The organism is Streptomyces sp. NPDC107538 (genome assembly GCF_055657445.1).
Map to the genome: position 1 here is coordinate 77,978 of NZ_JBVKAY010000022.1, position 25,415 is coordinate 103,392.

Consider the following 25,415-nt stretch of genomic DNA (forward strand, 5'->3'; position numbering starts at 1 on the left):
CCCGTCCCCAACCCCCGGGTCCTCCATGTCTGCCACCCTCCCGCCCGCTCCCCCACGCCCGGATCCGCACTCCACGGTCCCCGCCCGACCGGTTGCCGCCCGACCGGTTGCCGCCCCACCCCGTTCGCTGCGCCGCAGAACGGTGCGCGTGCTCGTCGGTGTGCTGCTCGGCTATCTCGCCCTGTGGGCCACGGGGTCGCTCGGGATCCTCGCGGTGTCGTACGTGGCGGGTGAGACGACCTCGGCGCCCAAGGGGACCCGCTCCCTGAAGGGCGTCCACAACTTCCAGCCCGTCGGTACCGACGGCAGGCTGTGGCGCGGGGCCGCGCCCTCCCCCGCCGGGTACCGGGCACTCGCCGACCTCGGCATCACCACGGTCGTGGACCTGCGCGCCGAGGACCTGAGCGCCGCGCAGCTCGCCCTGCCGCGCGAGGCCGGACTCGATGTCGTACGGGTGCCGATGCGGGACGGGCAGACGCCGACGCCGGAGCAGGTGCGGCGGCTGCTCGACACGGTCTCCGAGAGCTCCGGGCCGGTGTTCGTGCACTGCGGCGCGGGCGTCGGCCGTACGGGGACGATGGCCGCGGCCTATCTCGTGAAGACCGGGCAGGAGGACTCGCCCGGCGCGGTCTGGCGCAACCTGACGGTCGGGCCGCCGTCGATCGAGCAGATCTACTACGGGCTGATGCTGGAGCGGGAGCGGGAGACCGCGCAGCCGCCGTTCCCGGTGGTCGCCATGAGCCGCCTCGTCGACGCACCGCGCCGCATCTGGTCGTACGTGTAGCCGCCGGGCGCACACACCGGCGTGCGCGGCGCGGGACATAGAGCCCGCGCCGCGCACGTATGTGTTCGGCCGTCCGTCCTGCCTGTGTTCGGCCGTCCGTCCTGCCTGTGTTCGGCCGTCCGTCCTGCCTATGCTCGGCCGTCCGTCCCGCGGAGCCTTACGGCTTGCGGGCCACCGCGCCGTACCCCGGGATGACCCCGTGCTCCTGGCCGGGGACCGGCTCGCCGAGTTCGGGGTGCCAGTGGTGGGGCACCTCGACGCCGGGGTCGACCAGTTCGAGGCCGTCGAAGAAGCGGGTGAACTCCTCGCGGGAGCGAAGCGCCAGGGTGACGCCCGCGGCCTTGAGCTTCTCCGTCGCCGCCTTCGACTCCTCCGGGGTGAAGTCGGCGGTGGCGTGGGTGACGACCAGGTAGCTGCCGGAGGGCAGTTCGGACATCAGCCGCTGGACCAGGGCGTGCGCGCCGTCCTCGTCGGAGACGAAGTGCAGCAGCGCGATCAGCGAGAGCGCCACCGGCCGACTGAAGTCCAGCACCTTCTTGGCGCCCTCGACGACGGCGTGCGGGTCGCGCACATCGGCCTGCAGATACTCCGTGCGCCCCTCGGGCGTACCGCGCAGCAGGGCCGCCGCGTGGGCCAGCACGATGGGATCGTTGTCGCAGTAGACGACGGACGTCTCGGGCGCGACGCTCTGGGCTATCTGGTGCAGGTTCGGCTCGGTCGGGATACCGGTGCCGACATCGAGGAACTGGCGTACGCCGTGCTCCGCCAGCCAGCGGGTGGAGCGGTGCATGAAGGCACGGTTGACCTGCGCCATCACCGGCACCCGGGGGTCGAGGGCCAGCATCTGCCTGCCCATGGCCTCGTCGACGGGGTAGTTGTCCTTGCCGCCGAGGTACCAGTCGTACATCCGCGCGGGATGGGGTCTGCTCGTGTCGATCTCGACGGGGGGACGCCCGTTCATGTCGAACTCCATAAGAATCTTGAGAACCTTGAGAACCTTGCGGATCTCGAGAATCCGCGGCAGTGGGTGATCAACTCAGGGCCAACATAGGGGGATCGGCTGAACAACAGGGAGTGCGCAACAGGTCTCAGGAGAGCAGGAAGTCGGCCACCCCCGCCTTGGCTCCCTGGATGAACGCGTTCATCTCGTCGGGGGTGTAGATCAGCGCCGGTCCGTCGGGGTCGGTGGACTGCCGTACGGCGATCCGGCCGTCGGCGAGCTTCATGGCCTCCAGGCAGTTGCCGCCGTTGCCGCCGCTCCAGGGCTTGTGCCAGCCCTCGCTGCCGAGTTCCCGAGCGGGCATGCCGTTGTAGACACGGTTGTGCGACTGGCCGAGTGACTGACTGTGCGACTGGGTGCGCGTACGCGACTGCGACTGCGACTTGATGAGTTCCATTCGGTGTCTTCAGAGCTCCTTGCGGAGATCCCGGAGGATCTCCTTCGTGCGTTGTGCCGTGGCGGCCTGCGCCGCCATGCGGTCCATGACCTCGAGGTGGGTCGCCACCTCGGAGCGGTCGTCCAGGTAGACGGCGCCGGTCAGGTACTCGCTGTAGACCATGTCCGGAAGTTCGGCCATGGCGAATCGGAACAGGACGAACGGCCCGTAGGTGCCCGGGTGCGGTCCTGTGTCGAACGTGGCGACCTGGAGCGTCACATGCCTGAGCTCCATGGTTTCGAGCAGTCGGTCGATCTGGGCGCGCATGACCGCCGGTCCGCCGACGGAGCGGCGCAGGGCGGTCTCGTCCATCACGAACCACAGCCGGGGCGCGCCCTCACGAGTGAGCAGTTCCTGGCGTTGCATGCGCAGGGCGACATGGCGCTCGATGTCCGCGGGCTTGGTCTGGCCGATGGCGCCCGAGGTCATGACCGCGCGCGCGTAGTCCTCGGTCTGCAGCAGTCCGGGGACGAAGTGCGGGTCGTAGCCGCGGATCAGGCCGGCCGCGCCCTCCAGGCTGACGTACATGGAGAACCAGCCCGGCAGGATGTCGTGGTAGCGCTGCCACCAGCCGGGTTTGTTGGCGTCCTCGGCGAGCCGGACGAAGGTCTCGGCCTCCTCGTCGCCGACCCCGTAGGCCTTCAGCAGCAGCTGGAGATAGGGAATCTTGAGGGCGACCTCGGCGGTCTCCATCCGGCGGACCGTGGCGGCGGCGACGTGCAGGATGCGCCCGGCCTCCTCACGCCGGATGCCCGCGCGCTCGCGCAGGTCCAGCAGGCGCCGGCCGAGCACGACCTGGCCGACCGTCGGCGCGGACCGCGGCTCACTCATCTCGCCCCTCTCTCCTCTGATCTCCTCTGGCCCTGCGCTGACCTGCGTCGATTCCCGGGGCCGCCTGGTCCCGACAGACCGGCGGCGCCGTTCGGAGACCTCGCTCACCGCACTGGTCCTGGTACACGTCCGGGTACACAAACGAACACTGTGCGTGCATACGGACGTTGTGCGAGGGATTTCCAACTGGCGCCGCTACACGTGCTGTTGCGTGCAGTGTGCCATGACCGTTCAGAGAGTCATACGGCACTCTGCAATTTTCAGAGTGACACTTGCCAAGTGTTCACGGCGGGGCGATAGTGGCAAGCGTGATTCCGCCCCCTGCGCCGTTAGGAACAGACGCCGCCGGAGACCGTGTCGGTCCCGGTCCGGCCGCCGGGGCGCGCCCCGAGACAATCGCCGAGCGCCGGTTTCGATTCGAGCTGGCCGCGCACCCGGGTGCCGTGGCCCAGGCCCGGCGTGTGACCCGTGACCAGCTCACCGGCTGGGCCTTCTGCGAGGACGCCTGCGACACGGCCGCCCTGGTCGTGTCCGAGCTGGTGACCAACGCGATCGTGCACACCGCGAGCACCCAGATCGTCTGCGAGCTGCACGACGGTGGCGAACTGGTGCGGATAGCGGTACGGGACGAGGGCTGCGCTCCGGGTGAGCCGCATCCCTCGCCGCAGCGGCCCGAGGAGGAACACGGCCGCGGGCTGCTCCTCATAGAGTCCCTCTGCCGCTCCTGGGGTGCGCAGCCGGTCGGCCTGGGGCTTCTGGTGTGGGCGGACGTGCCACGCGGACTGCCGACCGCGGCGGCCCCTCCGGACGCGGGCGCGGGGCGCTCCGCGGACGCTTCGGCGGTCGTGGGCAAGGGTGTGGATGTTGGGGTTCGGTCCGAGGTTGGGGCGCGGTCCGATGTTGAGGTGCGGCCCGATCTGGGGGTGCGGTCCGATCTTGGGATCCGGCCCGACCTCGGGGCGCGGTCTGATCTTGGGGCCCGGTCTGACCTCGGGGTGCGGGCCGATCTCGGGGTGCGGGCCGATCTCGGGGCACGGGCCGATCTCGGGGCACGGGCCGATCTTGGGGCACGGGCCGATCTTGGGGCACGGGCCGATCTTGGGGCACGGGCCGATCTTGGCTGGGGTGCGAAGAAGCCGCCGGCGGAGGGTCGGGACGGTGAGGCGGAGGGGTTCCGTCTGACGGGTGCCGAAGGCCGTCGCAAGGGTGCCGAGGCCGGGCGGCTCACGGGTTTCGAATGTCGTACGGAAGCCGGAGTCCGGCCGCGCGTCGGACGGCGGACGGGGGCCGAATGGGTGTGAGCGCGTCGATCGGTCCCACGACGCCCCCCGGTGGGGGCAGAGTGGCCCGCGTGGTGAGCCTCGACACCCTGACCCGACTGCGCCGCGCCCAGCGTCCCGCTGCGACGCCTCGCCCCCTTCCCCTGCCCGAGGGCATGACCGCGCCCATGGGGTGCGACGCGGTGGCCGTTCCGGCCCGCCTCGGACCGATGGTTCTGCCCCGGCTGCCCCGTGTGGGCTGTGTCTACGCCGACCGGGCACAGTGGTGGTGGATCGTGCCGGCCGACTCCGACTACGCGCTGGAGTGGCCGGCTCCGGTGCGCTACACCACCGGAGCGCTGGTCTCCGACGGTGCGGCCGTTCCCGGGCTGATCCTGCGGCCGGAGGGGGCCATTCCCTATACGCCGCCGATACCGCTGTATCTGGCGTTGTGCCGGGTCACGGGGACTACGCCGACCTGGTCGCGGTTGACCGCGTAGGGCTCCGCCGGTTGGGCCGGTCCCTGGCCAGGGGCTGCGCCCCTGGATCCCGCCGTTCGTTCGGGGACTTCCGTCGATGCGCGGCCTCGGGTGAGTGGGGGCTGATCGCGCAGTTCCCCGCGCCCCTGTGGGGGAAGGGGCCTGCGGCCCTTCCCCCACATCCGCGTGCTCCGCATCCCTTGCCCCCTCGTGCCGCGCATCTCCGTGCTCCGCATCGCCGCCCTGCGCATCGCGCGGTACGACGTCCTGTTCCCGCCCTCGCGCGTTCCCGCGCCTGCGTTCCCGGCCGGCGCATACGAGTCGACCCGCCCCGCCTCGCAGCCCCTCCCCGCGCATGGCCGTCGGGCGCGCCCCCGCCGCTCGCTTCGGCCCCGCACACGCCGGTCCGGTACGCCTCCGTCCAGCGCGCCCCCACGTACCAGTCCGCCACGCCCCGCCCATTCACGTTTCCGCACCACGCACGCCCTCCGCCGCGCCCTGATCCCCACCTCCTCGCGCCCCACGCGCGTCCCTCCACCTCCTCTACGCCCCCTCCCCAAGGCCCCCACCCCCGTTCCGGCCCGCCTATCCCCACCGTCCCACCCCGCCCGCCCCAACCCGGGCCCGGCCCATCCAATCCAGCCGCACCCACCCCCTTCCGACGTACCCCCCTCTGCCTCCTCGCGCCCCGCGTGCTCCGGGGGGCGGGGGCTGGTGGGGTCGTGCGCCCTGGTCGGGGGTGGGGGATGCCGGGATAGTGGCGTGTCGGGGTCGAGGTGGGGAGGTCGTGGGTGGGGAAGGCGCGGGACGGGAGGAAGCCGGAGACGTCGGAGTCGGAGCTGCTGCTGTTCGGGGGGCCGCTGCGGTACGACATGGGCTGGTCGCAGCACGCCGACGCGTTTCTGGAGCTGAACTTCCGCGCGATGGTGCGGCGACTGCCGTCGCTGCTCGCGTCGAGCTTCCGGCTGGCCTGGCAGGCGGACCGGCAGGCCGCCCGGACCGTACTGGCGGCCGAGACCGGCCGCGGCCTCGCCCAGGCGGTGAGCCTGCTCGCGGTGAACGCGATCCTGGGCCGGCTGATGACGGACGGCACGGTCGAGGAGCGGCTGCGCGGCGCCGTACCCGCGCTCGTCACCATCGCCGCCGTGATGCTGGTGTCCACCCTGCTGCGGGCGGCGTCGACGTACGCCACGGGCCGGCTGGAGCCCAAGGTGGAGCGCGTGGCGACCGAGCTGTATCTGGAGCGGGCGGCGGGCGTGGAGCTGTCCGCGATCGAAGACGACGGCTTCCACAAGCTGCTGGACACCGCGAAGTACGGCGCTCAGTCAGCCCGTCGGATGATCAGCTATTCGGCGCGTGTGGTGAACGCGCTGATCTCGCTGATCGCCGCCGCCGGTGTGCTGACCGTGCTGCACCCGGCCCTGCTGCCGCTCCTGGTCACGATGACGCTGCCGAGCGCCTGGAGTTCCCTGACCATCGCCCGCCGCCGCTACACGTCCTTCCACGCCTGGGTGCAGCACGCGCGCGCGGGCTATCTGATCGGCTCCCTGCTGATCGAGCCGGAGGCGGCCCCGGAGATCCGGGTGCACGGCGTCGGCCCGTTCCTGCTGCGCCATTTCCGCTCCATGTCGGAGACGGCGGAGGCCGAGCAGGCCCGCCTGGCCCGGCTGGCGGCCCGTACGGGCCTGTACGCGGCCCTCTGGACCGGGCTGGCCACCGTGGCGACGTACGCGACGCTGGGCGGTCTGCTGCTCGGCGGCGCCATGGCACTCTCCGTGGCGGGTACGGCGGTCATCGCGATCCGCACCGGCTCCGCGAGCCTGGACACGCTGGTCCTGGAGGTGAACTCCCTGCACGAGGAGGCCCTCTTCGTGGGGGACATGCAGCGGCTGTACGTGGAGGCGGCCAAGCGCGCGATCCCGGAGGGCGGTGATCCGCTGCCCGAGGACCCGCGGGAGATCCGGGTGGAGAACGTGACCTTCGCCTACCCGGGCAAGGCCGGCCGGCCCGCGCTCAGCGACGTCACCCTGACCGTGCCGCTGGGCAAGATCGTCGCGCTCGTCGGCGAGAACGGCTCGGGCAAGACCACCCTGGTCAAGCTGCTCGCCGGGCTGTACGCGCCCGACCGGGGCAGGATCATGTGGGACGGCGTGGACGCGGCGGGCGCCGACCGGCGGCAGCTCGCCGAGCGCATCGCGATGGTCGCGCAGGACTTCAAGCGGTGGCCCTTCACGGCCCGCGTCAACATGGCGATCGGCCGCCCCTCCGCGCCGCTGACCGAGGAACGGCTCGCGGCGTCCGTCGCGGAGGCCGGGGCGCAGGACGTGATGGACGATCTGCCGCGCGGTTTCGACACGCTGCTGGGCAAGGGGTTCAGCGGTGGGCACGAGCTGTCGGGCGGGCAGTGGCAGCGCCTGGGCATCGCGCGGGCCGCGTACCGGCGCGGGCACATCCTGATCGTGGACGAGCCGACCGCCGCCCTGGACGCCCGCGCCGAGCTGGAGGTCTTCGAGAAGATCCGCGCGCTGGCGGGCACCGGTCAGACCGTCGTACTGATCACCCACCGGCTGGCGTCGGTCCGCCACGCCGACCTGGTGCACGTCCTCGACCAGGGCCGCCTGGTGGAGTCCGGCACCCCGGACGAACTGCTGGCCACGGGCGGGGTGTACGCGGAGCTGTACTCGCTCCAGGCCGAGCAGTTCGCGGCGAAGCCACCCGGGGGGAAGCCACCCGCGGCGGAGGTGCCGACCGGGCCGACCGTGACGGCGACGGCGAAGGTGCCCGCCCCGAAGGCGGGGTGAGGTCAGGCCGACGCGGTCGCGGCGGTCTCGGCGCCGCGCACGATGACCAGGAACATGTCCGTCGCGATGTCCATCACGACCTCGGCCTGCTGCCCCTCCAAGCGGGCCGCGTGGGCCAGCTCCTCGGCCGGCCACGAGCCGCGCGGCCCACCGGCGGGAAAGCGCCCCAGCACCGTTCGCCCGTTCACCCTGCACCTCCATGTCGCGCTGTCCCCGTGGCCCGTGAACCCGTGGCCGGGCAGCTTGTAGATTGAAACGCCAACCACGGGGTGAACGGCTCGCGAAGTGACGGTACTGAGACGTAGTTGACACGAGGTCAACCACGGATCGTGAGGTACCTCTCAGAAACCACACATTCCGGTGACTCTACGTGCCAGCGCTTGCACTATTTGTCACTCCTCACTTGCTCACTTGCTCACTCTTCACGCTTCCGTACGTGGCGGCGTCGTGGTCGTGGTCGAACGCATTGCCGTACGACGAGTACCAGCACACCGTCCATCCCATGCACGCCTTGAAGGGGAGGATCCGTGTGTACGGCGCCCGCGACACGACCGCGAACTCGGTGCCCCGCGCGCGCAGATGCGCCAGATGCCCGACCTGGTCGAGGAAGGCCGAGCAGTCGCGGGAGCCCGCCTCCCACTCCGGGGCGAACACGAAGCGGTTGACGATCAGTTGGTGAGGCCCCCGGAACAGGTCCAGCAGCGTCGCCCTGCCGTCCGTCGCCGCCCTCGAAGACGTACTCCTCGTCGACCTCGACCATCGGCAGCCGCCGCCGCTCGGCGTCCAGCGCGGCACTCCATTCCTCGCGCGGGACGATCCGCGGAAGCGACATGTGTTCCTCCTCCGGTGCGGTGCGTTCCACTGGGGTGGGGCGGGACTTTCTCCGGGTGCTCGCCCGCTACTCGGGCGGCTTGTCGTAGTCCTGGATACGGCCGCCGTGGCTGCGGTCGGTCAGTGCGGCCAGGCGGTCCGTCATCTCCCGTACGGTCGCCGGCACGTCGACGGTGAGCAGCTCGCGGTCGCGCATGAGGACCCGGCCGTCGACGATCGTGGTGGTGACGTCGGCGGAGCGGGCGCTGTGCACGAGGGTGGCGGCGAGGTCGTGCACCGGCTGGGTGTGCGGGCCGGTGAGGTCGACCAGGACGATGTCGGCGCGCCGCCCTGGGGCGAGGCTGCCGATCCGCTCCCCCAGCCCGACGGCCCGTGCGCTCTGCAGGGTGGCGTGGTGCAGGGCCTGGCGGGAGGTCAGCCAGCGCGGGTCGCCCTCGGTGGACTTCTGCACGAGCGCGGTGAGGGCCATGGCCTCCCACACGTCGAGGGAGTTGTTGGAGGCGGCCCCGTCCGTGGCGAGTCCGACGGGGACCCCGATCCGGCGCAGGGCGCGCACCGGGGTCGTGGGCCAGGCGAACTTGAGATAGCCGCGGGGCGCGGTCGCCACGGCCACCGGCCCGGTCGCCCGCTCCAGCACCGGCAGGTCGCGCTCGACGATGCCGGTGCCGTGCGCGATGAGGACGCCCGCGTCGAGGCCGAGGAGCCCGGTGCGTTCCAGCACCTCGATGGGTGTGACGCCGTGCCGGGCGAGGCTGTTGTCGGTCTGGTCGCGGCTCTCCGAGGCGTGCAGATGTACAGGGAGGCCGTGTTCGCGGGCCAGTTCGGCGGTCGCGGCGAGGTCGGCGTCGTCGACGGTGTAGGGGGCGTGCGGGGCGAGCGCGGTGGTGATACGACCGCCGGCCGCGCCCCGGTGCCGTAGCGCGAACTCCAGGGATCTCGCCCGGCCTTCGGGGCCCTGCGAGGAGAAGAACGCCTCGCCCAGGTGCGCGCGCAGCCCGGTCTCCGCGACCACGGCGGCGGCCGTGTCCATCGAGAAGTAGTGGTCGGCGAAGCAGGTCACGCCGCCCCGGATCATCTCCGCGCAGGCCAGCCGGGCCCCCAACTCCACGTCCCTCGCCGTCAGGTTGGACTCGACGGGCCAGATGACGTCGTTGAACCACTCCTCCGCCGGCAGGTCCTCCGCGATGCCGCGCAGCGCCACCATCGGGGCGTGCGTATGGCAGTTGATCAGCCCCGGCATCGCGACCTGGCCGCGCGCGTCGATGCGTTCCGCCGTGGTCACGGGGGCCGTCTCCTCCGCCGGCCCGATGCTCACGATCACCCCCTCCCGTACGACGATCGCCGCGTCCTCGACGAAGTCGATCCCCTCGTGTTCGTCGTGGACGAGGGCGGTGCAGCCGGTGATGACGAGATCGGCGGGCGAGGGGGAAGCGGGCGGGGGCGGAGGTGGCGTCATGCCGTCACCGTACGGCCGGGGTGTGCGCGGCAGGGGGTGATGCGGGCATCCGGTGGGTGGCGGGGAGGGGGCGGGGGGCGGGATCCGGCAGCGCCCGGCGCGCGCCACAGGACCGACGCGCGGGGCTCACGCACTCCCGCTCACGCCCGCGGCTCACGCGCTCAGGCCCTGCCTCGGCGGTACGTCGGTGACGTCCGGGGCGTCGGGGAAGCTGATGCCCGCCTGCCGCTGGTGCCGGGCGAGATCGTCGAGGTGCGCGGTGATCCGCTCGGTGTGGTGGCGGCCGAGCCGTCCCGTGTCGTCGAGGTGCACGGCGCAGGCGGTGGTGGTGTCGACCAGTCGTTCGAGGATCGCGGCGATCTCGTCGGTGCCCTCGGTGTGCCGGGCCAGGGCGGGCAGTTCGGCTCCGGAGAGGGCGATCGCGGCGCGGGCCCGGGCCAGAGCGCGGTAGGCCTCGCGGCGCAGGGTCCAGCGGGCGGCCCGCTCGTCGGTCTCGCCGGGCAGGGCGGCCCCGACGGACACGGTGACCCCGTTGGGTGTGGACGCGCGGCTCGACGGTGCCGAACCGCCCCCTCCGGTGCGGGCGCCCGGCGTGCGCGACTCGTTCAGGACGTGCGCGAGATAGGCGTACGCGGCCGTCCCCGCTTCGGTGAGCCGGGCGCGCACGCCCCCTCCGCGCTGCCCCTTCGGTATCGGCAGATGGCCGACGATGAGGACGATGGCGCAGGCCAGGAGCGTCTCGGCGATACGGCTCCAGGAGGCCTGGGGGTCGCCGCCGACCATGACGAGGGCGAGCACGAGGACGGTGACGACGGCCGTCTGGGCGGCGAAGTGCCGGGTGGCGACGGGTATCAGCGCCCCGCTGACCGCGACCAGGGCGACGAGCCCCTCGGGCCGGGGCAGCACGGCGGCGAACCCGGCGAAGAGCACGGCGCCGAGGACGGTCCCGGCGGCCCGGCAGAGCACCCGGGACACGAGCGGCCCGAGGTCGGGCTTGACCAGGAAGACGGCGGTCGCGGGCAGCCAGTACCAGTGCTCGTGGTGCAGCGCCTGCGCCACGGCCGCGGCGGCCCCGAAGGACAGGGCGACCCGCAGCCCGTACTCGCGTCCGCCGGATCCGAGGCCGAGCCGTACGAGCGAGGCGAGGGTACGGCGGCGGGTGTGCAGGTCGCGTGCGTCGCCGCCGCGGTCGAAGGCCTCGGCGGCGCGCAGGAGCGCGTCGTCGAGGGCGCGCAGCGCGGGCGCGGAGCGTGAGGGCGCGGGCAGCGGGCCGGTGGCGGTGTTGCCGCGTACGGCGGCGGCGAGCCTGCGGGGTCCCTCGGAGGCCCGGCCGACGACGGCGTCCCCGGCCCAGGCCAGCGCGGTGGCCGCCTCGGCGAGGGGCAGCGCGGCGGCGTACTGGGCGTGCAGCCGCCGCTCGGACGACGAGCTGGCGTAGCGCCGCAGCCGGGGCCCGGCGAGCGCGTCCTGGGCGTGGTCGAGGGCGGCGGTCAGCGCGGCCCGCCGGGCGAGCGCGTCCGGGGTGCCGACGGCGTCCAGCAGCCCCGCGATCGCGTCGTAGACGGCGGCGACGGCGTCCCGTTCCCCGTCGAACCGGTAGTCGCCGGCGGTGAGGACCGCCGGCGTGGGCAGCGCGAGGCGCAGCGCGAGCAGCCAGCCCGCGCCGACGAGATAGGCGAGCGCCCGCTCCCATCCGGGTTCCGGCAACGGCATCCCGGCGCCGATGGCGGCCGCGACCAGCAGCTGGGTGCCCGCTCCGGACGACACGGGCCCGATCGCGCTCATCCCGCCGGCGAGCAGCCCGAGCACGGTGAGCAGCAGGGTGAGGACGACGGCACCGGCGTACGTACCCCCGGCGTACTGCCCGGCGTACGTGCCGACGAGGAGCCCCACGGCGCCGGCGAGCGCGGGCACCCCGAGCCGCTGGACGGCCACGCGCCGGCTCCCGGGGCGGTCGTTGATCCCGGCGAGCATGGCGCCGAGCGCGGCGACCACGCCGAGGGAGGGCCGCTCCAGCAGGACGGCCACGAGCAGCAGCGGTCCGCCGGCCAACGCCCCTCGCACCACCGCGTTCCAGGGCACCGGCCCCCTCTGCGCACGCAGGGCGTGAGCGAGCCAGGGCGGAAGGGCGAGGACGGCGCGGCGGGTCACGGAGCTCCTGTCGTCGGGTGAGGGCGGGGTGTGCCTTCGGGCGACGGCGGCCGGGGCTGGTGTTCTCCACCGTAGGTCCCGGACCTGGAGGAAGTGGAACGCTCGTATTACCGCGATGTGACGATCCCTGCAAGGGCCATGTTCTTTATGAACGCAATCGACGACTCAGCGCGACTAACGACGCGTCAGCGCGACAAAGAAGGTGGACCCGGGGGCGTAGCCGGCCCCCGGGCCCTGATATGCCGCCTCATGGGCACGCCGCCACGGTTGAGAACCCAGGTCAGTCATGATGTCGCCGCGTCCTGCCTTTGGACCACCACGCATCGAGCTGCGCGGGCTGGACTTGAACCAGCATTTCGACGTCCGGGGCCTGAGTCCGGTCGTTGCGGCGATCGGCGGCGAATACTGAGTCTGGAGCAATAGTCTGAGATTGATCGCGGCCCGTCCCTGAATTCCTTGGCGGGTACGGTCCGCTCCGTCACGACAAGCCTCAGCTTCAGCTTTGCGCTCCTCGCGCACCCCGCCCGGCGTCAGGCCGGCCGGGGAGTCTGTGAGGCTACCCGAGCAGTCCGGAGTCTCCGAGGCTTCCGAAGCCTTCGAAGCCTTCGAAGCCTTCGAAGCCTTGAAGCCTTGAAGCCTTCGGACTATCCGAACAGGTAGCCGAAAACGGCGTCACCGACGCGCTGGTCGACGACCTCCACCCCGTTCGCTTCCTCCCGTGCGAACTTCACGGCCTGCTGCAACTTCTCGACGCGGTCGAGGATTTCGTTGACGCGCCGGGCGGGCAGGGCTCCGGAGAACTTCACGGTGGTCCAGTAACCGACCGGAATGTCCTCGTAGTACACCTCCACCTGGGCGGGGTGCTTGTCGGTCGCCTCGGCCTTCACATGGTTGCGCGGCACCTTCTTCGTCCGTACCGTCCGCACCGCCTCGGTCTTCCAGGCGTCGGTGGACGGGTCCTGCGCCCACGCCTCGGAGGCGTCGAGCACGGGCAGCCTGCGCACCAGCGTGTTGATCTCGCCGAGCTGCTTCTCCAGGAAGAGCAGATAGGCCACGGGGACATCGGCGACGAGCACCCGCCCCTCGACCTTCACGTCCGCCCGCGCCGTGCAGTTGGCCCAGTCCTTGGTGGCGGTCACATCGAACAGCCGCGTGAGGACCCCCGCCGTCTCCCGCAGCACGTCTTCCGCCCGCACCTGCACCCGGGTCGACTCGGGCGGCAGTTGCTCACCCTCCTCGTCCTTCGGCTGATAGGTACGCGCGATACCGGCCAGCAAAGCCGGCTTCTGCAGCCCGTGATGAGCGGCCGTCAGGTCCTGATGGGACTTGGCCTTGACGCCCTTCTCCACTGCGATGATCTGATTGAGTTTCGCCACGTGAGAGACCGTAACAGCGGGACGGCTTTCACTTCGAAGGATTATTTCGAAGGATCATTCGGAAGAGACGAAGGCCTCCGAATCCCCTGCGAAACAGCCACCCGTCGGCCCGGTCCGAACTGCGGTCGGCCCGGTCGCGGTCGATGCTGGTGGTCGAGATGCCGATGACGCCGTGTGCGGGAGCGGGAGTTTTGCGATGGGACGTCTGAGCGAGCGGGTGGCGATCGTGACCGGTGGGGTCGGAGGGATCGGGGCCGCGGTGGCCCGGGTCCTCGCGGCCGAGGGGGCCGACGTGGTGGTCGCCGACATCCGTGACGCCGAGGGGGCGAAGCTGGCGGCGGAACTCGGCGGCCGGGCGCGCTATCTGAGCCTGGACGTCAGCAGCGAGGACGGCTGGCAGCGGGCGGTGGCCGAGGTGGAAGGGGCCCTGGGCCCGGTCTCGGTGCTGGTGAACAACGCGGGCGTCGCCGACTGGGGCTCGATGGAGGAGCAGTCCCTCGCCTCGTTCCGCCGGGTCCTCGACGTCAATCTCCAGGGCCCGTGGCTGGGCATGCGCGCGGTGGCGCCCTCGCTGCGCCGGGCCGGCGGCGGGGTGATCGTGAACATCTCCTCCCTCGCCGGACTGACCTCCTACGCGGGTATCGGCTCGTACGCGGCGAGCAAGTGGGGGCTGCGCGGGCTGACGAAGACGGCGGCGCTGGAGCTGGCCCCCGACGGGGTCCGGGTCTGCTCCGTCCATCCCGGCGCCATCCGCACCCCGATGACGGCCGGTTTCGGTGACGCCTACACCTCGGGGCAGCCCATTCCGCGCTTCGGCGAGCCCGAGGAGGTCGCCCGCATGGTGCTCTTCATCGTCGCCGACGCCACGTTTTCCACAGGCTCCGAATTCATCCTGGACGGCGGCATCCTCGCAGGTCAGCCGACCGTCGTGGCCTCGGACGACTGAGCCGGACGCCGTACCCGCGCCGTCCGCCCGGCCGATTGTCGGTGGCATGCGCTTCAATGGCATCGTCGTCACAGAGAGTGACGATCCGGACGCCTTCCGGGTGTGCTGCGGCGCGCCCGGATCCAGGTGCCGGGACTTCGGGGGAGGTCGCGCGATGGGTGGCTACGAGGAGAACGGGCAGCGGTATGTGTCCGTGGCCGGGCTGCGGATGCGTGGATGGACGGGCGGCATGGTGCACCGGCTGCTCGGGGCGGCGGATCGGCTCGGCGCGAACCCGCGGTTCGGGGAGGCGCCGAGGGTCCGGCTGTACCGGCTGGAGCGGGTCGAGGCAGCGGAGCGGAGCGAGGACTTCCGGGCGGTGGCGGAGGACTCCGAGCGCAGGTCGCAGGCGGTGCGGGCCGCGATGCGCAGGCGGCGGGAGGAGGTTCTGCAGCGGATCAGGGACGAGCCGATCGACGTGCCCCGTCTCGATCCGGGCAGGCTGGCGCTCCGGGCGGTGGAGCACCGGGCGCGACGGGAGGCGGAGTGGGGCCGACGGGGGGACGGAGCTTCGGTCGGGGGCGGCACTGTCGCCCGCTCCGCCCTCGACCCCTGGAAGGTCGACTATCTGCGCCATCGGCTCAGCCACTACGACCAGTTCCTGGACGCGTGGCCCGGCCACGGGCGGGGTTCCGGACGGGCGGAGGCGGTGACGCTGTTGCGGGAGCGGATCTGCGCGGCCATCGCGGAGGCCTACCCAGCGCTTGCACAGGAGTGCGAAAGGCAAGCAGGTGAGCAAGGAGTCGGTCCACCTCTTCAGTGAAGTCGGGGGTCAAGTGGGCGCGGAATCACGGCAGTCGGGGCCGTCGAGGCGATCGCGTCCTTAACCTCCGGCATATGCGATCAGGAAACGATCAAGCCCGGCGGGTGCATGAACGCCTGTCGTCCAGTGCCGTTCTGCGCCCGGCCGGCGGCTCGGCCGAGGACCGCCGGTTCGCGCGCTGGGACCTCGCCTCGCTCTCCGAGGGCGCCCTCGGAGAGTGCGTCGACCCCGACTCGCTCACCCCCGCACGCGAACGGGAGTTACGGATCCGGCTGGGTTCCCACGGGCGGACGCACCGGAACGACGACGAGTACCGGAGGAGGTATTGGATCAGGGAACCGGAAAGCGCGGAGAACGGCGGCGGGTACGGCCGGCGGCGCACCCCGCCGGGCGTCGTCGGTACGGTCGCGGTGGACACCTGGCCCATCGGCGCGGGCGCGCTGCCGGTCACCTCGCTGTACGTCCACCCGGTGGCCCGGCGGCGCGGGCTCGCCACCGCCGTGCTGGACACGGTGTACGAGGCGTGCCGGGCGGAAGGCCTGCACGGGTTCCGTCTCGACGCCCACTGGACCTGGCAGAAGTCCGTCCGCCACTACCTCAACCGCGGTCTGTGGGTCACCTCCTGGAAGCACGCCCTCGGCTTCGCCCGCCTGTCGTACCTGCCCCGGTACGAGGTCCGGGCAGCCGGGGACGAGGGGGAGCTGACCTTCTCGGCGGCGGTCGGAGGCGACGCGCTCGTTCCGCTGCTCGTCGCGGGCAGCGCGGGCGGACGGCTGTGGCTGCGGGAGACGGAGGAGAGCGTACGGCTGGCGGACGACCGGGACGCGGTACGGCTGAGGTTCTACGCCCGGTCGACGCTGACGGTGCATCTGGCGGTGCGGGGACGCCCGTTGGTGCGAGGGGAGGAGGAGTGGGCCGCGGCGGAACGGTGGTGCGACCTCGGTGAGCCGGAGGGGCTGGCCTTCCGGATCGGTGTGTTCGAGCGGGTGGCACGGGAGGAGGGGTGGCGGGTGGACAGTCCGTACGGCGCGGCCCGGAATTCGGGTGCGGTCGCCGCGACGGGTCCGCATCATCGACAGGTCGTCCTCCATCGGTACCGGGAGCAGTCATGATCCAGCGCACCACCGTCCCCAGCCTCTTCTCCCCGCCCGTCTACGCGCACGCGTCCGTCGTCGAGACCGGGACGAAGCTCGCCTTCCTCGCCGGTTCCGTGCCGCTGGACGCCGACGGGAAGCTGGTCGGGGAGGGCGATCCGGTACGCCAGGCCGCACAGGTGCTGGCGAACCTCGGGGAGCAACTGCGGGCGGTGGGCAGCGACTTCGAGCATGTCGCGTACACCGATGTGTACGTCGTGAGCAGTGAGCCCGCGGTCCTCTCCGCGGTCTGGAACGTCGTCGAGGCGTCCGGCCTCAGCATCGGCCCCCACTCCTCGACCCTCCTCGGCGTGGCCTGCCTCGGCTACACGGGCCAACTGGTCGAGATCACGGCGACGGCGGTGGTGCCGTAGAGAGCACCGCCGGTCCGGGCCCCGCAAGGGGCGCGGGGAACTGCGCGACCAGCCCTCACAAACCCGCAGCCGCCAACCCACCCGAGGAGGCACCCCCTACGACGCCCCGCTCCCCCACGCACCGGATCACGTGATCCCCCGGCTCACCTCACCCCCGGCCCCAACTCCTCCCCTTCGGCAACGGCTTCGCATAGCTCCCCGCCCGGCTCGTGGTGAGCCCCAGCCCCACCAGCGACTCGGCGAGCTTCACGGCCGCTCCGACCCCGTCGACGACCGGCACCCCCAGCTTCTCCCCCACCGTCCGCTGCAGTCCGGTCATCCCGGCGCACCCGAGGACCAGTACCTCGGCCCCCGCGTCGCGCGCCCGCTGCCCGGCCGTGAGGAAGGCCCGGGTGGTGCGGTCGGTGTCGGCGAGGTCGAGGACACCGAGCCCGGTGCCGACGATCGCCGCGCAGTTGCGGCCGACGCCGGCGGCGTCGAGGCTGTCCTCGATCTGCCCGCGGGAGCGTTCGAGCGTGGTGACGACGCCGTAGCGCCGGCCGAGCAGACAGGCGAGGTGGGCGGCGGCCTCGGTGATGTCGACGACGGGGACGTCCACCAGTTCGCGCGCGCCCTCGCGCCCGTGTTCGCCGAAGCCGGCCATGACGACGGCGTCGTACGGTTCCTCGTAGGTCCGCAGGGTGTCGAGGACTGCGGCGGCGGAGAGATAGCTGTCGAGCCAGCCCTCCGCGGACTCGGGACCCCAGGCCGGGGTCAGTCCGGTCACGGCGGTGCCCGGGCCTGCGGCGGCCCGGGCACCTCGCACGATCTCCTCGGTCATCGACTGCGTCGTGTTGCAGTTGGTGACGACGATGCGCACGCTCAGCCCTCCACGGCTGTCTGCCCGGCCGGCGGCTCCGGGGAGGCCGGCCCGGCGGCCCGCTCGTCCCGGCACAGCACCGCGTACAGACCCGCGGCGAGCGCCGTGCCGATGAACCAGGAGTAGGGGGCGACCGCGCTGAAGGTGGTCACCAGGGCGAGGACCGCGGAGACCGCGGCGGCCGGCAGGAACGCCCACAGGGCCTTGGGGTTGACGCCCTTGCGGTAGTAGTAGCGGGAGCCGGGCTCGGCGTTGAAGAGTTCGTCGACGTCGATCCGGCCGCGCTTAACCCAGAAGTAGTCGAGCATGATCACACCGAACAGCGGGCCGAGGAAGGCGCCCAGGCCGCCGAGGAAGTACTGCACGACGGTGGGGTTGGAGAAGAGGTTCCACGGGGTCACGACCAGCGCCGCAACCGTGCTGATCAGGCCGCCGACCTTGAAGGTGATCTTCTGCGGCCAGACGTTGGCGAGGTCGTACGCCGGTGAGACGAAGTTGGCGACGATGTTGACGCCCATGGTGGCGATGGCGAAGGTCAGGGCGCCCAGGACGAGGATCCAGGTGTTGCCCACCTTGGCGACGAGTTCCGCCGGATCGGTGATGGCCTCGCCGAACACCTCCAGCGAGCCCGCGGTGACGATGACGGAGACGACCACGAAGGCGGTCGAGTTGATCGGCAGGCCCCAGAAGTTGCCTCGCTTGACCGTCTTGTAGTCGGGGGCGAAGCGGGAGAAGTCGCAGAAGTTGAGCATCAGCGTGCCGTAGGTGGCGAGGACCAGCCCGATCGCGCCGAACCACTGCCGCCACTGCTCACCGACGGAGACCGGGTTCGGGGTCGAGGTGAGGGAGATGGTCCAGCCGGCCTTGGCGAGGATCCAGACGGCCAGCGCGATCATGACGATCCAGATCGCGGGACCGCAGAAGTCCTGGAACTTGCGGACCGACTCCATGCCCTGGCTGATGATCAGCGCCTGGATGAGCCAGAGGGCGATGAAGGTGATCCAGCCGAGCTGGTGCAGGCCGAGGAAGGAGTTGTGGGTCCAGGACTCCAGGCCCGGCCAGGCGGCCAGCAGCATGATGTTGACCGCGACGGAGGCGAGGTAGGTCTGGATGCCGTACCACATGATGGCGATCACGGCCCGGATGAGGGCCGGGATGTTGGCGCCCCAGACGCCGAAGCTGATACGGCTGACCACGGGGAACGGCACGCCGTGGCGCTGTCCGATCTTCCCCATCCAGTTCATCCCGATGTAGATGATCACGAAGCCGACGAGCAGCGAGGTGAACACCTGCCAGACGTTCATGCCGAGGACGAGCAGGCCCGCGGCGAACGTGTAGTTGCCGAGGTTGTGGACGTCGGACATCCACAGGGCGAAGAGGTCGAAGACCTTCCAGTTCCGCTTCTCGGCGGGGGCGAGGTCTTCGTTGGTGAGGCGGGGGTCGGGGACGAACGCTGTGGTGCCGGTGGCTTCGACACTGTCGGCGAGGGACACGGGGCCTCCAGGAGCGAGAGGAGACGAGGGTAGGTGGTGGGGACGGATGCGGCACCGGCGTGGGGGGCCGGGGAGCACCTCGAATCGTTTGGTATACCAAACTGCGCTCATAGTCCTCCCGTCAACCGTTCTGACCGATGTCGTTGTTGTTAACGCCAGGTAAAAGACCCCTGGAGCCAAGGACCTCCGGTGTCGGCGAAGATTGCTCCATGAGTTCCGTGGCTCCGGAAGGAGCGAAGATCGAACCCCTCGGCGCGGTGCGCGAGCGCGTCCTGGGCACGCTGCGGCAGGACATCATCGCGGGGCGCCTGCGTCCGGGCGACCGGCTGGTGGAGCGCGAACTGGCCGACCGCTTCGGGGTGTCCCGGGTGCCGGTCCGCGAGGCGATCCGCGCGCTGGTCGCCGAGGGCTTCGTCCACTTCGAGACCCCGCGCCGCACGGTCGTCCGCCGGCTCACCCCGGCGGACGTGGCGGAACTCTTCGAACTGCGCGAGGCGCTGGAGGTCTACGCCGCCGGCCTCGCCGCCTCCCGCGCGACCCCGGAGACCCTCGCGGAGCTGTCGGCCCTGCTCGACCGGGCCGCGGAGGCGACCCGCGCCGGGGACGCCGAGACGATCACCGACATCAACACCCGCTTCCACGACCGCGTTCTCGCCATGGCGGGCAACAGTCTGCTGATCTCCGTCATGGAGCCGGTCGACGGCCGACTGCGCTGGCTGACCCGCCAGAACACCGAATGGCCCCAGCTCCTCACCGAACACCGCGAGCTGTACGCCGCCATCGCCTCCGGCGACCCCGCCCGCGCCCGCGCCCACGCCCTCACCCACGTCCGCACCAACTACCGGTCGACGGTGCGGCATCTGTTCGGCGACCACAGCGAGGGCTGACGGGGCGGAAGAGACAGCCGTCCACCCCCTCTGCTCCCCCGCGCCTACGGGGTGACGTCCAGCCCCGCCGTCCTCGCCGCCGTACGCAGGACCTCGCGCAGCATGGCGGGGGTCAGCCGGCCGGTGAAGGTGTTGCGCTGGCTCACGTGGAAGCAGCCGAAGAGGTCGAGCCCGTCGAGCGGTACGTGGGTGCCGTGGCCGAAGGCGGGCCGCGGCCGGGGTACGTCCCAGCCGGCCTCGGTGAGCGCGGGCAGTGCGGCCTGCCAGCCGAAGGCCCCGAGCACGACCACCGCCCGCAGCGTGGGCCGCAGCAGCTCCAACTCCCGGACCAGCCACGGTCGGCAGGTGTCACGCTCGGCGGGCGTCGGCTTGTTCTCGGGCGGCGCGCAGTGCACCGGTGAGGTGATCCGTACGCCGTACAGCTCCAGCCCGTCGTCCAGGGCGACCGCCGTGCCGCGCGAGGCCAGACCCACCTCGTGCAGTGCCGCGTACAGCACGTCGCCCGAGCGGTCGCCGGTGAACATCCGCCCCGTCCGGTTCGCCCCGTGCGCGGCGGGTGCGAGCCCGACGATCAGCAGCGCGGCGTCGGGCGGCCCGAAGCCCGGCACCGGCCGCCCCCAGTACTCCTGGCCGGCGAACGCGGCCCGCTTGGTCCGCGCCACCTCCTCCCGCCACTCGACCAGCCGGGGGCAGGCCCGGCAGCCGGTGATCCGGGCGTCGAGCGCGGTGAGCCCATGGGCCCGGCCGTCCCCGCCGCCACCCTCGGGAAAGCCCTGTCCGTCACCACCGCTGCCGCCGCCCATGTCTCCACGGTACGTCCGGTGATCGCCTCCGCCGGAGGGCCGATGGCGGGACGACCGGGGAGTTAAGGTCGAGGCATGGCTTCTGAAGGTACGGAGGAGCGGATGGCCGGTGCGGGCGGTGCGGAAGGTGCGGACGGCATCGACCGTCCGGCCGACGCGGACCGGGGCTCCGACGGGTCGGCGGCGACGTCCGCCGAGGCGGCCCGCCCGGCGGGCGGCGAGAGCGTGCGCGTCGACAGCTGGATCTGGTCCGTCCGCCTGGTCAAGACCCGTTCGACGGGTGCCACCGCCTGTCGGGGCGGCCACGTCCGCGTCAACGGCGAACGTGTCAAGCCCGCGTACGCGCTGCGCGTCGGCGACGAGGTACGGCTGCGGCAGGCCGGGGGCCACGAGCGGATCGTCGTCGTCAAGCGGCTGATCCGCAAGCGGGTCGGCGCGCCCGTCGCCGCCGAGTGCTACGTCGACAACTCCCCGCCGCCTCCGCCCCGCGAGGCCGTCGCCCCCGCGGGCATCCGCGACCGCGGCACCGGCCGCCCCACCAAGCGCGACCGCCGCGACCTCGAACGCCTCCGCGGCCTGGCCGAATCCGCGAACGCCGACCGCCACCGCCGCCCGACCTAGGGTCGCCTCCGCACAGCCGAGTCCGCACAGCCGAGTCCGCACAGCGAATGCACCCAGCCCACCGCGGGTATCGCCGAGGGGCCTCCCGGCGACCACCGGAAAGCCCCTCGGCGATGCCCGCCGCCCACCGTCGTGGCGCGGGGGCGACGCCGCTCACGCCTCCCGTCGTACGAGCCGCGTCAGCCGGGCCGCGTCGTGGCGTCGCACCCAGGCGATCAGGGCGAGCGGAACGATCAGGATGAGCGGTGTCGCCGCGTACTCCCCGTCGAACGCGGTGATCTGGGTGATGAACGCCCCCACCATCAGCGCGCTCAGCGACACCGCCGCGACCGGGGCCAGCGCGGGAATCAACAGCCCGATGGCACCCGCCAGTTCGAGCGCGCCGATGGTGTACATCCCCGTGCTGCCCCAGCCGAGCGTGTCGAAGGACTCGACGGCCGACGGGTGCGCGATCAGCTTGGGCAGCGCGCTCGCGAACCCGTAGAACAGCGCCAGCACGATCTGCAGCGCACGCAGCGAGATCCGTGCGCCCTTGCCGCGCACGGCGCCCTTGGGGCCGGCGGGGGAAGCGGTGGTCGAGGAGGCGGCGGCGGACGCGACGCGGGTGACGGGAGCGGTGGTCTCGGACATGGCATCTCCTGTGTGAAGCGGTTCCGTAGTGCTGTCACAGAGGTAGACCGGACCACTCCCCCGAACTCATCGCCGCCCGGCGGGATTTCACGCGCTCATTTCACGCGCTCATTTCACGCGCTCATTTCGCACGCCTCATTCCGTCGGCACCGCCTTCACCCAGATCCGGTCCTCCGTCAGATACCGCTCCACTCTCAGTCCCGCCTCCCCCAATGCCTCCTCGAACTGCTCCTTGGTCAGCGGCCGCGCCTCGAAGGTCTGTGTCCACTCCCCGTCCGGGAAGAAGTACTCCGCGAACACCGAGTTGACCCCGTCCCCGACCGGCTCGCTCGACGCTACGCGGATCGTGAAGCCCCGGGGGTCGACCCGCTCCCGGGGCACGTTCGTGTGGTAGTCCTCCCCCTCGCGCTGGATCAGCACGAAGCCGTCGTCCGCGACATGCCGCAGACAGGTCGCGAGCATGCCGCGCCGCACCTCGGGATCCCCGGTGTGGACGAGGAACGACGCGAGCAGCACCACGTCGAAGGTCTCGCCCAGGTCGAGCCGCTCGATCGGGGCGCGGACCGTGCGGGCCCCGCGCACCCGCTCCAGCATCTCCGCCGACTCGTCGACGGCCGTGACGGTGAACCCCCGCTCGATCAGGGGGTGGGTCATCCGGCCCACCCCGCTGCCCAGTTCGAGGATGCGCGCCCCCGCGGGTGCGACGCCCGCGATCACCTCCGGCTCGTCACCCACCGGCAGTCGCGCGTACAGCTCGACCGCGCAGCCGTCCGGGGTGATCGCGCCGGGTCCGGTCCCCTCATGTCCGTCACGCATCTGAATGCTCATATCCGTCCAACGGCCGGACGACCAAAGCCCGTTCCTGTCACGCGTCACCCGTTGGGGTGAACCTGCACGGCCCCGGGGCGCACCTCACCACGCGAACCAGCCATGCCCGCTGTACCAGTGCCCACCCGCCCGCAGATGATCACCCACCGCCCGTTCGAGACGCGTCCGGCGCGGCAGTGACTCCACCGGCAGGTCCGGGTCCCCGAACACGAAGCGGACGGGCAGATCGTCCTCGGGGTCGCCCGTGCCGGAGGTGACCTTGAACCGCTCCTGGAACCGGACGATGTTGGCGTCCGCCGGCAGATACCGCTTCAGCTGCGGATCGAGGAGCCAGGAGTGGCAACAGCCCGCCGTATAGCGCTCCTGCGGGAAGTGCCGCGCGAAGAAGTCGTGGGCCGACGCCAGCGACCGGTCGCACGCGGCGGGCGTCAGGGGCCCCGCGTAGTCAGGAATGTGCAGGTCGAGGCAGGGATCACCGGGCCGCAGCGGCAGACCGGCCGCCGCCAGCGCGACACCCTCCCGGCCGCCCAGGCGCGAGCGCTGGTACTGCAGCCGGCCGAGCTGGAACAGCTCCCCGTGGAAGTGCAGCGAGAACCAGGTCGGCGCGATCAGCCCGCCCACGCCGTACCGCCGGCGATGCAGCACCAGGCCCCGGCCGAGGTCCGCCAGGGTACGCCGGGAGACGTCGTCGGGGATGCCGCGCTCGCGGTGGTACGCGCGCACGTACGGCAGGGCCGCGACGCACACGAACACATGGAAGTAGCGGCCGAGCGGACCCGACTCAAGGGGAAGCGGCAGCAGCCTCAGCCCCTTGCCGATCCTCCCCATGTCCCGCACCAGACCGTCGACGCAGCGCCCGAGCAGCCAGGTCGCGCCCTCGTCGGCCACGAGCGTGCGGCGCAGCGCGATCAGGTCGTTGACGTCCTCGTACGGCACGGCGAGGTCCACCAGCGCGTCGAGCAGCTCGTCGGCGTCCGGCACCTCCACCGGCCGCTCCTGCGCTCCCGGGGCGCCGGCCGGGCCGGTGCCCGGGGCGTTCTCGCTCTCCTCCAGGCCCTTCAGCCAGTCGGCGAGCCTCTCGTCCGCCCGTACCGCGTCCAGCAGCATCGTCGCCTCCCCCGTCCCACCGCTTCGGTCCCCTGGAGAACGTACGGGGCGGGGAGTACGTTTCCGAGTAGGACGAGGAGGAGTGGCGATCCGATGCGTACCGGCAGTGAACCGACGACAGCGCGCAGTCCGCTGCGGATGCGGCTCTGGCTGAGCGTGTGGGGTCTGATCTGGGCGATCGCCGGAACGGCCGCCTTCGCTCTCGTCGGCCGCCCGGGCTGGGCCGTCGCCTGCGGGGTGCTGTGGCTGATCGTCACGGTCGACCTGGTCGTGGTCCTGCGCCACATCCGCCAGGGCCCCCACTACCAGCCGGGCCGGGACATCCCGCCGTACCAGCCGCCGAGGCACGGCCACCCGTAGTGGGCGACCCGGGAATCGGACGCCGGGCGGCCGTCAACCGGCCCTCGGGCGGCCATCAGCCGACCGTCAGGAATCGAACCGTGCCGCTTCCAGATACTCCGGGTTCGGGTCCAGGGCCGCCGCGAGCCGGAAGTGGCGCTTGGCCTGGTCCTCGCGGGCCTGGCGCTGATAGGTGCGCGCGAGGGCGAAGTGGGCGAACGCGTTGTCCGGTTCGCGCTCCAGGACGATGGTGAACTCCAGCTCGGCCGGGCGCAGTTGGGCCGCGGCGAAGAAGGCGCGGGCGCGCAGCAGCCGGGCCGCGGTGTTCTCGGGGTGCTCGGCTATGACTCGGTCGAGCAGCTTGACCGCGCCCCGCGGGTCGCGCGCGGCGAGCAGGTGCTCGGCGGCGCGGAAGTCGATGACATGCGTCTCCGGGGTACGTCCGGTGGAACCGCTGGTCTCGGGCACGGCTGAGTCCTTCCCTTGCTGGGACGGTTCAACGCCCCCCGCGACCCCGCTATTCCTCTGTGTGTTCGGATCGCTCCCGGGGCGTGTGGGCCCGGTGGCTGAGGTCCGCCCAGACCTCCCGCACCCGTCGCCGCAGGTCGTCCAGGGGAACGTCGTTGTCGATGACGATGTCCGCGATCTCCAGCCGCTTCTCGCGGGTGGCCTGGGCGGCCATGCGCGCGCGTGCGTCCTCCTCGGTCATGCCGCGCAGGCGGACGAGGCGGTCGAGCTGCGTCTCGGGTGCCACGTCCACGACGACCACCAGGTCGTACAGCGGGGCGAGGCCGTTCTCGGCGAGGAGGGGGACGTCGTGGACGACGACGGAGTCCTCGGCGGCTGCGTCCTCCAGCTCTCTGGAGCGGGCGCCCACCAGCGGGTGGACGATCGCGTTCAGCGCGGCGAGCCTCTCCGGGTCGGCGAACACGATGGAGCCCAGTCTGGGCCGGTCCAGGCTGCCGTCGGATGCGAGCACTGCGTCGCCGAAGGTGTCGACGACGGCCGCGAGAGCGGCCGTACCCGGTGCGACCACCTCGCGCGCGATGCGGTCCGCGTCGATCAGCACGGCGCCGCACTCCACGAGCAGCCGCGACACCTCGCTCTTGCCGGCGCCGATACCGCCGGTGAGACCCACTTTCAGCATGCCCGGCAGCTTAGGCCCTGCCACTGACACGGCCACAGGCCC

Annotated in this window: 26 protein-coding genes and 1 pseudogene; 11 read left to right on the top strand and 16 right to left on the bottom strand. The window is 71.9% G+C overall.

Going from position 1 to position 25,415, the window contains the following annotated elements:
- Nucleotides 1-148 precede the first annotated feature (148 nt).
- Nucleotides 149-784 (top strand): protein-tyrosine phosphatase family protein, encoded by a 636-nt coding sequence (locus ACZ7MG_RS41155; RefSeq protein WP_471392007.1) that lies wholly within the window; start codon nt 149-151, stop codon nt 782-784.
- Nucleotides 785-941: 157 nt separating this feature from the next.
- Here the strand turns inward: ACZ7MG_RS41155 and ACZ7MG_RS41160 are convergent, their stop codons facing one another.
- The 3 genes from ACZ7MG_RS41160 to ACZ7MG_RS41170 all read right to left on the bottom strand — a co-directional run bounded on the left by ACZ7MG_RS41160 (nt 942) and on the right by ACZ7MG_RS41170 (nt 3,051).
- Complete coding sequence (locus ACZ7MG_RS41160; protein ID WP_471392010.1) at nt 942-1,757, bottom strand: SAM-dependent methyltransferase; 816 nt, start codon at nt 1,755-1,757, stop codon at nt 942-944.
- A gap of 115 nt (nt 1,758-1,872) precedes the next feature.
- Complete coding sequence (locus ACZ7MG_RS41165; RefSeq protein ID WP_471392013.1) at nt 1,873-2,181, bottom strand: DUF397 domain-containing protein; 309 nt, start codon at nt 2,179-2,181, stop codon at nt 1,873-1,875.
- Between the two features lie 9 nt (nt 2,182-2,190).
- Nucleotides 2,191-3,051, bottom strand: coding sequence for a helix-turn-helix domain-containing protein (locus ACZ7MG_RS41170; protein ID WP_471392016.1), 861 nt, complete (start codon nt 3,049-3,051; stop codon nt 2,191-2,193).
- Between the two features lie 461 nt (nt 3,052-3,512).
- On the opposite strand from ACZ7MG_RS41170, the gene ACZ7MG_RS41175 reads away from it, so the two are divergent.
- From ACZ7MG_RS41175 to ACZ7MG_RS41185, 3 genes are all read left to right on the top strand, one after another.
- Nucleotides 3,513-4,352: an ATP-binding protein gene (locus ACZ7MG_RS41175; protein ID WP_471392019.1), complete on the top strand. Its 840-nt coding sequence runs from the start codon at nt 3,513-3,515 to the stop codon at nt 4,350-4,352.
- A complete protein-coding gene (locus ACZ7MG_RS41180) occupies nt 4,343-4,810 on the top strand; it encodes a hypothetical protein (RefSeq protein ID WP_471392022.1) in 468 nt (155 codons plus the stop codon). The genes ACZ7MG_RS41175 and ACZ7MG_RS41180 overlap by 10 nt, the downstream gene beginning before the upstream one ends.
- Before the next feature lie 770 nt (nt 4,811-5,580).
- A complete protein-coding gene (locus tag ACZ7MG_RS41185) occupies nt 5,581-7,590 on the top strand; it encodes an ABC transporter ATP-binding protein (protein ID WP_471392024.1) in 2,010 nt (669 codons plus the stop codon).
- 2 nt (nt 7,591-7,592) lie between these two features.
- Here the strand turns inward: ACZ7MG_RS41185 and ACZ7MG_RS41190 are convergent, their stop codons facing one another.
- From ACZ7MG_RS41190 to ACZ7MG_RS41210, 5 genes and pseudogenes are all read right to left on the bottom strand, one after another.
- On the bottom strand, nt 7,593-7,778 hold the full coding sequence (locus ACZ7MG_RS41190; protein WP_045555207.1) for a hypothetical protein: 186 nt from the start codon (nt 7,776-7,778) through the stop codon (nt 7,593-7,595).
- Nucleotides 7,779-8,034: 256 nt separating this feature from the next.
- Nucleotides 8,035-8,422: pseudogene (locus ACZ7MG_RS41195) on the bottom strand (DUF899 family protein); the annotation flags it as partial.
- Between the two features lie 66 nt (nt 8,423-8,488).
- Nucleotides 8,489-9,877, bottom strand: coding sequence for an amidohydrolase (locus tag ACZ7MG_RS41200; protein WP_471392028.1), 1,389 nt, complete (start codon nt 9,875-9,877; stop codon nt 8,489-8,491).
- A 153-nt stretch (nt 9,878-10,030) separates the two neighbouring features.
- Nucleotides 10,031-12,028 carry an FUSC family protein gene (locus ACZ7MG_RS41205; RefSeq protein ID WP_471392031.1) on the bottom strand — a complete coding sequence of 666 codons (1,998 nt, stop codon included), beginning with the start codon at nt 12,026-12,028 and terminating at the stop codon, nt 10,031-10,033.
- 644 nt (nt 12,029-12,672) lie between these two features.
- Nucleotides 12,673-13,404, bottom strand: coding sequence for a DUF7873 family protein (locus ACZ7MG_RS41210; protein WP_152168004.1), 732 nt, complete (start codon nt 13,402-13,404; stop codon nt 12,673-12,675).
- 196 nt (nt 13,405-13,600) lie between these two features.
- Here ACZ7MG_RS41210 and ACZ7MG_RS41215 point away from each other — a divergent pair, with 196 nt between their 5' ends.
- From ACZ7MG_RS41215 to ACZ7MG_RS41230, 4 genes are all read left to right on the top strand, one after another.
- A complete protein-coding gene (locus ACZ7MG_RS41215) occupies nt 13,601-14,350 on the top strand; it encodes an SDR family NAD(P)-dependent oxidoreductase (protein WP_471392034.1) in 750 nt (249 codons plus the stop codon).
- A gap of 154 nt (nt 14,351-14,504) precedes the next feature.
- On the top strand, nt 14,505-15,152 hold the full coding sequence (locus ACZ7MG_RS41220; protein ID WP_471392037.1) for a hypothetical protein: 648 nt from the start codon (nt 14,505-14,507) through the stop codon (nt 15,150-15,152).
- A 74-nt stretch (nt 15,153-15,226) separates the two neighbouring features.
- Nucleotides 15,227-16,264, top strand: a complete 1,038-nt coding sequence (locus ACZ7MG_RS41225; RefSeq protein ID WP_471392040.1) for a GNAT family N-acetyltransferase — start codon at nt 15,227-15,229, stop codon at nt 16,262-16,264.
- Complete coding sequence (locus tag ACZ7MG_RS41230) at nt 16,261-16,659, top strand: RidA family protein (protein ID WP_471392042.1); 399 nt, start codon at nt 16,261-16,263, stop codon at nt 16,657-16,659. The genes ACZ7MG_RS41225 and ACZ7MG_RS41230 overlap by 4 nt, the downstream gene beginning before the upstream one ends.
- Before the next feature lie 148 nt (nt 16,660-16,807).
- On the opposite strand, the gene ACZ7MG_RS41235 is transcribed toward ACZ7MG_RS41230, so the two are convergent.
- Together ACZ7MG_RS41235 and ACZ7MG_RS41240 are read right to left on the bottom strand one after the other, a co-directional pair.
- The gene (locus ACZ7MG_RS41235; RefSeq protein WP_471392044.1) at nt 16,808-17,518 is read right to left on the bottom strand and encodes an aspartate/glutamate racemase family protein; all 711 of its coding nucleotides are present in this window, start codon (nt 17,516-17,518) and stop codon (nt 16,808-16,810) included.
- Between the two features lie 2 nt (nt 17,519-17,520).
- The gene (locus ACZ7MG_RS41240; protein ID WP_471392047.1) at nt 17,521-19,011 is read right to left on the bottom strand and encodes an NCS1 family nucleobase:cation symporter-1; all 1,491 of its coding nucleotides are present in this window, start codon (nt 19,009-19,011) and stop codon (nt 17,521-17,523) included.
- A gap of 209 nt (nt 19,012-19,220) precedes the next feature.
- Between ACZ7MG_RS41240 and ACZ7MG_RS41245 the strand changes: the two genes are divergently transcribed.
- Nucleotides 19,221-19,898 carry a GntR family transcriptional regulator gene (locus tag ACZ7MG_RS41245; protein ID WP_471392050.1) on the top strand — a complete coding sequence of 226 codons (678 nt, stop codon included), beginning with the start codon at nt 19,221-19,223 and terminating at the stop codon, nt 19,896-19,898.
- A gap of 44 nt (nt 19,899-19,942) precedes the next feature.
- Here the strand turns inward: ACZ7MG_RS41245 and ACZ7MG_RS41250 are convergent, their stop codons facing one another.
- A complete protein-coding gene (locus ACZ7MG_RS41250; RefSeq protein ID WP_471392053.1) occupies nt 19,943-20,701 on the bottom strand; it encodes a uracil-DNA glycosylase in 759 nt (252 codons plus the stop codon).
- Nucleotides 20,702-20,776: 75 nt separating this feature from the next.
- Here ACZ7MG_RS41250 and ACZ7MG_RS41255 point away from each other — a divergent pair, with 75 nt between their 5' ends.
- Nucleotides 20,777-21,322: an RNA-binding S4 domain-containing protein gene (locus tag ACZ7MG_RS41255; protein ID WP_471392055.1), complete on the top strand. Its 546-nt coding sequence runs from the start codon at nt 20,777-20,779 to the stop codon at nt 21,320-21,322.
- A gap of 153 nt (nt 21,323-21,475) precedes the next feature.
- On the opposite strand, the gene ACZ7MG_RS41260 is transcribed toward ACZ7MG_RS41255, so the two are convergent.
- The 3 genes from ACZ7MG_RS41260 to ACZ7MG_RS41270 form a co-directional block, all read right to left on the bottom strand.
- The gene (locus tag ACZ7MG_RS41260) at nt 21,476-21,952 is read right to left on the bottom strand and encodes a DoxX family protein (protein WP_471392056.1); all 477 of its coding nucleotides are present in this window, start codon (nt 21,950-21,952) and stop codon (nt 21,476-21,478) included.
- A 135-nt stretch (nt 21,953-22,087) separates the two neighbouring features.
- Entirely contained in the window at nt 22,088-22,768 is a 681-nt protein-coding gene (locus tag ACZ7MG_RS41265) for a class I SAM-dependent methyltransferase (protein ID WP_471392058.1), read from the bottom strand.
- A gap of 96 nt (nt 22,769-22,864) precedes the next feature.
- Nucleotides 22,865-23,887 (bottom strand): acyltransferase domain-containing protein, encoded by a 1,023-nt coding sequence (locus ACZ7MG_RS41270; RefSeq protein WP_471392060.1) that lies wholly within the window; start codon nt 23,885-23,887, stop codon nt 22,865-22,867.
- Between the two features lie 93 nt (nt 23,888-23,980).
- Here ACZ7MG_RS41270 and ACZ7MG_RS41275 point away from each other — a divergent pair, with 93 nt between their 5' ends.
- Nucleotides 23,981-24,247, top strand: a complete 267-nt coding sequence (locus tag ACZ7MG_RS41275) for a DUF6343 family protein (RefSeq protein ID WP_471392063.1) — start codon at nt 23,981-23,983, stop codon at nt 24,245-24,247.
- A 66-nt stretch (nt 24,248-24,313) separates the two neighbouring features.
- Here ACZ7MG_RS41275 and ACZ7MG_RS41280 read toward each other — a convergent pair whose 3' ends face one another.
- Together ACZ7MG_RS41280 and coaE are read right to left on the bottom strand one after the other, a co-directional pair.
- Nucleotides 24,314-24,694 carry a tetratricopeptide repeat protein gene (locus ACZ7MG_RS41280; protein WP_471392065.1) on the bottom strand — a complete coding sequence of 127 codons (381 nt, stop codon included), beginning with the start codon at nt 24,692-24,694 and terminating at the stop codon, nt 24,314-24,316.
- A 49-nt stretch (nt 24,695-24,743) separates the two neighbouring features.
- Nucleotides 24,744-25,373, bottom strand: coding sequence for a dephospho-CoA kinase (gene coaE, locus ACZ7MG_RS41285; RefSeq protein ID WP_471392067.1), 630 nt, complete (start codon nt 25,371-25,373; stop codon nt 24,744-24,746).
- Nucleotides 25,374-25,415 lie beyond the last annotated feature (42 nt).